Below are 6,141 nucleotides of genomic sequence, written 5' to 3' on the forward strand. Positions count from 1 at the left end.
CGGCGCTCAGCCGGCGACGGCCTCCAGCACCAGCACGGTGCCGTCCTCGTAGACGGAGAGGGTGACGGTGTCCGCCACGTCCTTCACGCCCTGCGGCGCCTGTCCCATGGCGACGCCCACCTGCGCCCAGTCGAGCATCTCGACGTCGTTGAAGCCGTCTCCCACCGTGAGGGTGCGCTCGCGGGGGATGTCGAGCCGCTCGCGCACCACCTCGAGGGCGCTCGCCTTGGAGACGCCGGGGGCGGCCATGTCGAGCCAGGCGGTCCAGCCGATCGCGTACTCGACGCCGTGCACGCCGGACTCCGCGATCACGCGGCTGAACTCCTGCGGGGAGAGGTCGGGGACGTGGACGACGACGCGCACGGCCTCGAGCTCCATGAGCTGGTCGAGGTCGCTCTCGATCGCCTCGACGCCGAAGCTCGCGTCCTGGAAGCCGGGGGTGGCGCGGAAGGCGCCGCTGGCCATCTCGACGGCGTAGTGGGCGTCCGGCGCGACCTTGCGCAGCGTGGCGAGGGCCTGACCGGGCTGGAAGGTGCGGGTGTCGATCACGCGGTAGCCCTCGGGGGCCGACGGGTCCATCTCGAGGGTGACGGCGCCGTTGGAGCAGACGGCGTAGCCGTGCTCGATGCCGGCGGCGCGGACGATCGGCACGGTCGCCCCGAGGGAGCGGCCGGTCGCGATGACGACGGTGGACCCGCGGGCGGCGCGCTGGAGCGCCTCGCGCATGGGGGCGCTCATCGCGCCGTCGTGGTCCACGAGGGTGCCGTCGACGTCGAGCCCGATGAGCAGGTGCTCCCCGGCGAGCTGGTCGAGGTGATCGGCGAGGCGGGCGCGGGTGGCCTCGACGTCGGTCGTCGCGGGCGCGGGGTTCATGCCGTCCAGTGTCCCAGCCCCGGCTGACGAACGGGTGAACCGGCGATGACGCAGCGCCGCCAGGATCCGCCGGCCGAGGCCCTTCCGCTCCGCTCCCGTCATCTCAGGCGACGACCTCGAAGACCTCACGGCCGCCGAGGAACGGGCGCAGGCCCTCGGGGACCACCACGGAGCCGTCGGGCTGCTGGTGGTTCTCGAGGATCGCCGCGATGAAGCGGGTGGTGCCGAGGGTGCCGTTGAGGGTCGCGACGGGGCGCAGGCCGTCCTCGGTGCGCTCGCGGATGTTCAGCCGCCGCGCCTGGAACTGGGTGGTGTTCGAGGTGGAGGTGAGCTCGCGGTAGGTCTCCTGCGAGGGCATCCACGCCTCGCAGTCGAACTTGCGGGCGGCGGAGGTGCCGAGGTCGCCGGCGGCGGTATCGATGATGCGATAGGGCACGTCGATCCTCGCCATCATCTCCCGCTCCCAGTCCAGGAGCCGCTCGTGCTCCGCGTAGGAGTCCTCGATGCGGCAGTAGGAGAACATCTCGACCTTGTGGAACTGGTGCACGCGGATGATGCCGCGGGTGTCCTTGCCGTAGCTGCCGGCCTCGCGGCGGTAGCAGGCGCTCCAACCGGCGTAGCGGATCGGGCCGTCGGAGAGGTCGAGGACCTCGTCGCGGTGGTAGCTCGCGAGGGCCACCTCGCTCGTGCCCACGAGGTAGAGGTCGTCGTCCTTGTCGAGGTGGTAGACCTCGTCGGCGTGCTCGCCGAGGAAGCCGGTGCCCTCCATCGACTCGGGCAGCACCAGGGTGGGCGTGATCATCGGCGTGAAGCCGGCGCGCGTGGCCTGGTCTATCGCGGCGTTGAGGATCGCGAGCTCGAGCTGCGCGCCGACGCCGGTGAGGAAGTAGAAGCGGGCACCGGAGACCTTCGCGCCGCGCGCCATGTCGATCGCCTTCAGCCCTTCGGCGATCTCGAGGTGGTCCTTGACGGGCGCCTCGAACGCGGGGATCTCGCCGACGGTCTCGCGGAGCACGAAGTCCGCCTCGAGGCCCTCGGGGGCACCCTCGGCAAGGTTCGGGATCGTGCGCAGCAGGCGGTCGCGCTCAGCGAGCGCGTCGCCGGCCTCGGCCTCGAGCCGCTTGACGTCCGCGGCGAGACCCTTGACCTGGGCGAGCAGCTCCTGCTTCTCCTCACCCTTCGCCTGGGCGACCTTCTTGCCGAAGCTCTTCTGCTCCGCGCGGGCGGATTCGAAGGCGGCGGTGGCCTCGCGCCAGGAGGAGTCCGCGGCGAGCACGGAGTCGACGACGCCGGCATCGCGCCGGCGCGCCCTCTGTGCGTCTCGGACCAGGTCGGGGTTCTCGCGCAGCTGCCGCAGATCGATCATTCGTCCAGGGTACCCGCGGCGGCGGGTCCCCCGCCCGCGGAGGTGAGCAGGGTCCGCACGGCGGTGAGCACGGCCTCGGGGCCGTGCCCGGCGGCGCGGGCCTCCGCGATCGGGGCGGCGAGGAGCCGGGCGAGCCCGGGGTCGAGGTCCCCCGCGGGGGCGACGGCGACGCCGGCGGGCAGCGGGTCCGCGATGCGGGTGCCGGCGCCGCGGGCGGTGTGCAGCACCTCCGCCACCTCGAGCTCCTTGTAGGCGCGGGCGACGGTGCCGGGGGCGAGACCGAGGTCCGTGGCGAGCGCACGGATCGCGGGGAGCCGGTCCCCGGGGCGGAGGATGCCGGTGGCGAGCTGGGCGAGGATGCCGCGGCGGATCTGCTCGAAGGGCGGCAGCGGGTGCTCGATGTCCACGACGAGGGCGTCGTCGGTCATCCGGCGGTCCCGGTCATCGGCGCGGCGCGCAGGCGCAGCGCGCGTCGGGAGGTGTCGCGACGGGCGGCGAGGGCGGGGGCGAGGACGAGCACGGCGCCCCATCCTGTCACGGCGACCCCGCCGATCGCGGCGAGGAGGGCGAGCACCCCGCTCACGACGACGGCGGTGGGGACGTCGGCCCCCATGTCGCCGAGGCCGCCGGCGACGCCCAGGGCGCGGGTCGCGGCGAGGCCGCCGAGGACGACGCCGAGGAGACCGGTGCCGATCATGACGGCTCCGATCACGGTGGCCGCGGAGCGGCGGCGGGCGAGCAGGTCCCCTCCGACGCCGCCGGGGCGGCGCGCGGTGACCGCGCGCAGGGCGAGGGCGGCGAGGAGGACCAGCAGGACCAGGGCGATCGCAGCGGGGATCGTGTACCAGGAGCCGGGGTAGGGCGCGATCCCGATCTCGATCGTCACCCCGCTCGCGTCGGTCCCGCTCCCGGTGAGGACCCGGCCGGGTCGGAGGACGTCGTCCGGGGAGGCCAGCACCGTCGTCATCACCATGAGCGCGCCGAGCCCGAGCACGGCGGCGGCCGCGGCGAGCGAGGCCGCGCAGGGCAGCACCTCCCGCAGGCCGTGGGGCTCGAGGTCGGCGCTGCGGCTCGCCCCGACGATCGGGGCGGCGAGCCGCCCCTCCCCGATCAGCACCGCGAGGACGAGCGCGGCGGTGCCGAGCAGCGGGGCGGTGCCGGCGAGCGCGCCGTGGCCGAGCCTGCCGGGGAGCGGCACGGCCGCGAGGAGCGCCGCGGCGATCAGGACGCCGGCGATCCCGCCCACGCGGCGGGCGCGCAGCTGGGCACGGTCCAGGCCGGTCGTCTCCGGGCGCACGAGCAGGAGGACGAGGAGGACGACACCCGCGAGGGCGAGCACTCCGAGCAGAATGATCAGGAGGGGACCGGCGAGGGACATGTCGACACCTTTCGTCAGGGGCCGGCGACCGATCGGCCGCATCTTGTATCACCCTATTGGCACATAGGGTCGCGGTCCGGCACCACGGTGTCAAGCCCTCCATCGGGATCCGATCCCGGACGTCCGCGCGGTCGGACCGCGGGCCCTCGCGGACCGTACGCTGTGCCCATGGATCTCGGTGCAGTGCTCTCGATCATCGGCCTCGTCGTGGGGGTCGTCGCGATCGTCCTGCTCGCCCTGGTGCTGCGCTCCCTGGGCCGGCACCGCCGCGAGCTCGCCGAGCTGCGCGCCGCGACCACCGGGGCGATCCCCGTCGTCGACGGCGGCGAGGCGGGAGCCGGCGGTGAGCCGACGGCGCAGGAGGACCCGCCCGCGCGGCTGAAGAAGGTCGCCGTCGTCCTGAACCCCTCGAAGTTCGCGGACGCCGACGCCTTCCGCGCGCGCCTGCGCGAGGTCGTCGAGCGCGTCGAGGAGGCGGAGATCGCCTTCTACGAGACGACCGTCGAGGACCCGGGACAGGGGCAGGCGCGCGAGGCGATCTCCGAGGGGGCGGACCTCGTCATGGCCGCGGGCGGGGACGGGACCGTCCGCATGGTCGCCTCCGTGCTCGCCGGCACGGATGTGCGCATGGGCATCATCCCCTCGGGCACCGGCAACCTGCTCGCCCGCAACGTCGACGTCCCGCTCGAGGACCCGGCCGCCGCGATGACCGCCGCGCTCACCGGCCAGGACCGCCACGTCGACGTCGGCTGGCTGCAGACGGGCGGCTCGATCGCCGAGGCCTCCGCCGCCTCCCCGCAGATCTTCCTCGTCATCGCCGGCTTCGGGGCGGACGCCGAGATGATCGGCCACACCGATGACGGCATGAAGAAGCGGATCGGCTGGATCGCCTACGTGCTCGGAGGGGTGCGCACCGTGATGGGCCGCAGCGTCGACGTCGTCCTCGACCTGCCCGACGGCACCCGCCACACGCACCGCGCCCGCACCGTGCTCCTCGGCAACGTCGGCCGCCTCCCCGGCGGCTTCGTGCTCATGCCCGGCGCGACCGTGGACAACGGCCGGCTCGAGATCGTCGTCGCCGGCTGGCGCGGCGCGGCCGGCTTCAGCCAGGTCGTCACCGAGGTCGTGAACCCGCGCCTCGTGCCCAGCCGCCGCACGCGCATCGCGAACCGGCTCTCCACGATGGAGCGCTACCACTCCCCCGCGGTGCAGGTCGTCACGGCGGCGCCGCAGCCGGTGCAGCTCGACGGGGACACGGACGACGAGGCCACGCACTTCATCGCGCGCGTGGATCCCGGGGTGCTGCGCCTGCGGGTGCCGGTCAGCTCGCGCTCCCGCGGCCGCTGATCCCGGTCACCCCGGGGCCGGAGGCTCGCGGGGGCCCGTCGGCGCACCCGCCTCAGCCGCGCGGCGCCGCGATCATCCCGCTGAGCCGCTCCAGCCACTCGTGGGCCTCGTCGTAGGTCTCGTCGGCGAAGTCCTCCCGCACCTCCGTGCGCTCCCCGTCCACCCGCGGGTAGGAGCCGAGGTAGTGGACGACGGGGCACATGCGGTGCAGGGAGCGCAGCGCGGCCGCGACCCGGCGGTCCTCGAGGTGGCCCTCGAGGTCGATCGAGAAGGAGTACCGGCCCAGGAAGTCGCCGATCGGCCGCGACTCGATGCGGGACATGTTCACGCCGTTCGCGCTGAGCATCTCGAGCGCCTCGAGCAGCGCGCCGGAGCGGTTGTGGGGCAGCTGGACGACGATCGTGGTCTTGTCCGCGCCGGTGCGGGCGGGGATCCGGCCCTCACGGGTGACGAGCACGAAGCGGGTCTGCGCGCCGGCGGTGTCCTCGATGCCGTCGGCGAGGATCTCGAGGCCGAAGTGCTCCGCCGCGAGGCGCGAGCAGACGGCCGCGCGGCCGCGGGCCTGCTCCGGGGCCGCCTCGGCGAGGTCGCGCGCGGCGGCGGCCGTCGAGGAGGAGGTCGCGACGCGCGCGGCGGGGACGTGCGTGCGCAGCCAGCCCTGCACCTGCGCCTGCGCATGGGGATGGGAGGAGATCGTCGTGAGCTCCTCCAGCGCGATCGGCTCCCGCGCGGCGAGGACGAAGCTGATGAGCACCACCTGCTCGGCGACGATCGTGATCGAGTCCGTCGCGGCGAGCACGTCGAGGGTGCCGGAGACCCCGCCCTCGACGGAGTTCTCGATGGGGGCCATGAGCGCGTCGATGTCCCCGGCGAGCAGGTCGGTGGTCGCCGTCGCGACGGAGGAGAAGGGCACCATCGTCACCTCGGCCGGGTCAGCGACCGGGGTGGGGCCCTCGAAGGCCTGCAGCAGCGCCTGGTGGGTGAAGGTGGTCTCGGGGCCCAGGAATCCGTAGCGCATGACCTGGAGCGTATCGGTCCGCCGCGGCCGGGCCGGTGCCCGACCGCAGGCCGGTCGCGGCCGGCGGGCGTCGTCCGGTCCCGGGATCTCCCCCACTCCTCCTCGGCGTCGTCACCGCTGGTCCAGGGGCGGGCACGGCTGCGCCCGTACGATCGATCC

Annotated in this window: 6 protein-coding genes; 1 reads left to right on the forward strand and 5 read right to left on the reverse strand. The window is 74.3% G+C overall.

Going from position 1 to position 6,141, the window contains the following annotated elements; translation table 11 throughout:
* Window positions 1-6: 6 nt before the first annotated feature.
* The 4 genes from C1N80_RS15330 to C1N80_RS15345 all read right to left on the reverse strand — a co-directional run bounded on the left by C1N80_RS15330 (window position 7) and on the right by C1N80_RS15345 (window position 3,617).
* Window positions 7-873 (reverse strand): HAD family hydrolase, encoded by an 867-nt coding sequence (locus C1N80_RS15330; RefSeq protein ID WP_137771571.1) that lies wholly within the window; start codon window positions 871-873, stop codon window positions 7-9.
* A gap of 103 nt (window positions 874-976) precedes the next feature.
* Window positions 977-2,239: a serine--tRNA ligase gene (serS, locus tag C1N80_RS15335; protein WP_137771572.1), complete on the reverse strand. Its 1,263-nt coding sequence runs from the start codon at window positions 2,237-2,239 to the stop codon at window positions 977-979.
* On the reverse strand, window positions 2,236-2,667 hold the full coding sequence (locus C1N80_RS15340) for a GntR family transcriptional regulator (RefSeq protein WP_137771573.1): 432 nt from the start codon (window positions 2,665-2,667) through the stop codon (window positions 2,236-2,238). Before C1N80_RS15340 ends, serS begins: the two co-directional genes overlap by 4 nt.
* The gene (locus C1N80_RS15345; RefSeq protein ID WP_137771574.1) at window positions 2,664-3,617 is read right to left on the reverse strand and encodes a hypothetical protein; all 954 of its coding nucleotides are present in this window, start codon (window positions 3,615-3,617) and stop codon (window positions 2,664-2,666) included. The genes C1N80_RS15340 and C1N80_RS15345 overlap by 4 nt, the downstream gene beginning before the upstream one ends.
* A 168-nt stretch (window positions 3,618-3,785) precedes the next feature.
* Here C1N80_RS15345 and C1N80_RS15350 point away from each other — a divergent pair, with 168 nt between their 5' ends.
* Entirely contained in the window at window positions 3,786-4,964 is a 1,179-nt protein-coding gene (locus C1N80_RS15350) for a diacylglycerol kinase family protein (RefSeq protein WP_137771575.1), read from the forward strand.
* A 52-nt stretch (window positions 4,965-5,016) separates the two neighbouring features.
* Here the strand turns inward: C1N80_RS15350 and pheA are convergent, their stop codons facing one another.
* Window positions 5,017-5,982 (reverse strand): prephenate dehydratase, encoded by a 966-nt coding sequence (gene pheA / locus C1N80_RS15355; RefSeq protein WP_137771576.1) that lies wholly within the window; start codon window positions 5,980-5,982, stop codon window positions 5,017-5,019.
* Window positions 5,983-6,141: the final 159 nt, after the last annotated feature.

The sequence above is a fragment of the Brachybacterium sp. SGAir0954 genome (assembly GCF_005490785.1).
In the GTDB taxonomy this organism is placed as follows: domain Bacteria; phylum Actinomycetota; class Actinomycetes; order Actinomycetales; family Dermabacteraceae; genus Brachybacterium; species Brachybacterium rhamnosum.

Coding starts and splice junctions, on each gene's coding strand:
- C1N80_RS15330 (WP_137771571.1), bottom strand. CDS start 873: ATGAACCCCGCGCCCGCGACGACCGACGTCGAGGCCACCCGCGCCCGC.
- serS (WP_137771572.1), bottom strand. CDS start 2,239: ATGATCGATCTGCGGCAGCTGCGCGAGAACCCCGACCTGGTCCGAGAC.
- C1N80_RS15340 (WP_137771573.1), bottom strand. CDS start 2,667: ATGACCGACGACGCCCTCGTCGTGGACATCGAGCACCCGCTGCCGCCC.
- C1N80_RS15345 (WP_137771574.1), bottom strand. CDS start 3,617: ATGTCCCTCGCCGGTCCCCTCCTGATCATTCTGCTCGGAGTGCTCGCC.
- C1N80_RS15350 (WP_137771575.1), top strand. CDS start 3,786: ATGGATCTCGGTGCAGTGCTCTCGATCATCGGCCTCGTCGTGGGGGTC.
- pheA (WP_137771576.1), bottom strand. CDS start 5,982: ATGCGCTACGGATTCCTGGGCCCCGAGACCACCTTCACCCACCAGGCG.